The sequence below is a fragment of the Acinetobacter genomosp. 33YU genome, from assembly GCF_001990725.1.
Lineage (GTDB): Bacteria > Pseudomonadota > Gammaproteobacteria > Pseudomonadales > Moraxellaceae > Acinetobacter > Acinetobacter seifertii.
In genome coordinates this window covers 1-2,820 of sequence record NZ_LFZQ01000010.1, presented here as the reverse complement: position 1 = coordinate 2,820, position 2,820 = coordinate 1, and the positions used below count along the sequence as shown (strand labels likewise).

The window sequence follows — 2,820 nt, the reverse complement described above, 5'->3', positions numbered from 1 at the left end:
AGTCGGTGCAGTCGGTGCAGTATTTAATTTTTTATTAACGTGTGGTTCAAACTTTTGAAGCACTTTTGAATTTTGAATATTTTCTTTAGGTGCTTCTTGAACAGGTTTAGCATCTACTCGCGGCTGTACAACTTGTTTCGGTGCTTCCACTCTAATATTTGATTGCTTCTGTCCGACTTTTTTACTGGGTACAATCATTGGACGACCATCAGGACCAATGATTGTATAGAAACCATCTGCATACGATACAGAAATACTAGCTACCGCAATACATAAAGTCGAGATAGCAAATGTAGGTCGAAACATCGATTTATATTGTTTTACCATTTTGTTCTATAGCTCAAACCAAGTACTGTAACTTTAGTATTCGTTTTAACATCTAAACCTGAATAAGGATTTAATAAAATATTATCGACACCACACTTGTTGGATAATGTACTCGAACAGGCAGGAATATTGTCACGACTACGTAAAAAACCTACTGAAAGATCTAGATCTGTATCTGCATCGAAACGATAACCTAAACCAAGACCGAATAATTGCGCATTATTGATTGGAACCATAGTATTACGTTTATCATCAGGTATCGAACTAGCTCGAGGCTCATAACCAGCTCGCAATTTCAAACGATCGGTTGCTGAGTATTCAAGACCAATTCCCCAGCTCCACGGCGAAGTAAATTTCAATGGTAGTGCCAATGAATTATCGGTAACGTCATTAGATAAAAGCTTAGCTACTTTTAATAACGAAATTTGGCGATCAAATTCGAATTTAAATTTATCCCAAGCCGAATAATCCGTCCATCCAACGTCAAAGTTTACTTGCAAATCAGGTAATATTTTATACTTAATCCCCGCTTGGAAATGTGCCGGATATTCAAGATCCATGGCAACTAAACCAGACTCAATATTCGGGATATTGCTAGGTAAACCAAGAATTGCAGCTAAAATTTGTCCTGTAGCAGATGAGTTAAGCCCCTTGATAAGTTCTTGCGGTGCTCTGGCATTATCAATCATGTACTTGCCTTTTAAGCGCATTTTGGCAGAACTTTGATAAACCATACCAAAGCCAAAGTCATCAGTTGGTTCCCAGAGTAAACCTAAGTTATAGCTTGGACTTAATGATTGTTCTAAAGAAACTTGTAATGCGCCCATTTTATTAAATGGATTCATGCCTTCTTGGGCATTACACATACCAAATAATAGTAAGTCCGTAATCATGTCACTATTATTTTTAAAAGGCGCACATACCACTTCATCAACCATACGCAATACACCAATCATCTCATTGGGAAAACGTAGATCAGTTTTCAGTGCGATTGCGTTGTAAGACATCCCCACAGAAGCACCAAGTGATAAATGGTCATTTACTTGATAACCAAAAGATGGTGATAAATAAGTGATTCGCTCTACTGCAACTTGCTGACCCATATAGTTGCCAGGGTTACCATTCTCTGCCCCAAACCCAGCGACCAATGGTGCATATACTGCTGTTGCATAAGTAACTTTTGAACCAGGTGGCTTATAGGCAATTCCGGCTGTAGGGGCAACTAAAGGATACCCTGGCCCGAGATCAACCATTTTTTTTAGAATCGGCACATATAGGCTTGCGTATTCCACATCACCATGTACGGTCCCTTTGAAATCTGTACAAATATTGGCGGAAACTTCCGGACCATCATTACAAACAAGAGGGTCATCTGAATAACCAAAAATGTTATAGCCAGGAGGAGCTGAAAATTCACGCTGGATATCAAAGTTAGCCAAAATCCCCTGTACATCGGTTTGTAGCCCATCAATTTTTGCTAAGGCCGCAGGGTTAAAATGAACCGCACTAATACCAGGAGGATCTGCAGTTACAGCATTCCCCATCGCCAGTGAACGAATATCAACAGCTAAGTTTTGTCCTAATTGAGCATTGGCAAAGCTAGAAAAACCGGAGATAACAATTGCCGCCGTTAGAGGACATAATTTAGGATATTTCACCTGCATATCTCCTTATTTTTGTTTTTTATTAAAACCTAAAATATCTAACGGGAAAGACAGACCAAGCGAAATATCTGGCGCATCTTCAGTTAAACCAATACCAACAGTACCGTTAACAATCGTATCTGGTGAAACACGAACACCTAGAGCAAAAGATAACATTCCGCTACTTTGATCTGGTGATTTATAAGAGTCTCCATTGTCAAACTGGAATTCAGCATTCATGTTAAAACTTTGCTGATATGACATTGTTAAAGACACGTCATAGTTAAATGAATAGGCAAAACCAAACGAGAACCCACCACTAATGCCTGGATCAAAAGAAGTTAAATTACGTGAACCACGTGCTTGGTTAAGACCGCTTTCTTTAAAACCATAGTTAGCCGATGCTGAAGCAAACAGAACAACTGGATCGATATATTTACGGGTACTTGCACCTACGCCAACTGAGTAATAACCTTTACCTGTTGAAAGTTCATCTATACCAATTTCATAAGGGCTATCACCTGTTTTGGTAGATACACTACCAAAAAGGACAAGTGGTAAACGACCCTGCTTTAACGGAAAGGGTTCCCAACGTGCACCAAGAGAAATATCCCCTAAACCAGCTGTTGTTTTATCTTTAATAATTTCAGACTTTGCAACGAAAGGAACAGTTGCTGATAAAGTTAAGTTATCTAAGACCCCATACTGAAAGGTAAAACTGTTCGTCAATGTATGGTTAGCATCTTCTTCGACACGTAAACGGTTTAATTGGGAAGAGCTATCAGATAAAGCTAAGTCAATACGAGTATCGCGGTAGTAAGTGTAATCGAGAGCCTGTAAATTATTTTGT

The 2,820-nt window shown here is 39.0% G+C and carries 2 protein-coding genes and 1 pseudogene; all 3 read right to left on the bottom strand.

Annotated elements, in window-relative coordinates:
* A pseudogene (locus tag AC056_RS19880) lies at positions 1–327 on the bottom strand (protein FilE); the annotation flags it as partial.
* Positions 321–1,985 (bottom strand): OmpP1/FadL family transporter, encoded by a 1,665-nt coding sequence (locus AC056_RS12645; protein WP_077163889.1) that lies wholly within the window; start codon positions 1,983–1,985, stop codon positions 321–323. The pseudogene AC056_RS19880 and the gene AC056_RS12645, both read right to left, overlap by 7 nt.
* A gap of 12 nt (positions 1,986–1,997) precedes the next feature.
* The coding region (locus AC056_RS12640; protein ID WP_077163808.1) for a transporter at positions 1,998–2,820 on the bottom strand (823 nt) is incomplete at its 5' end.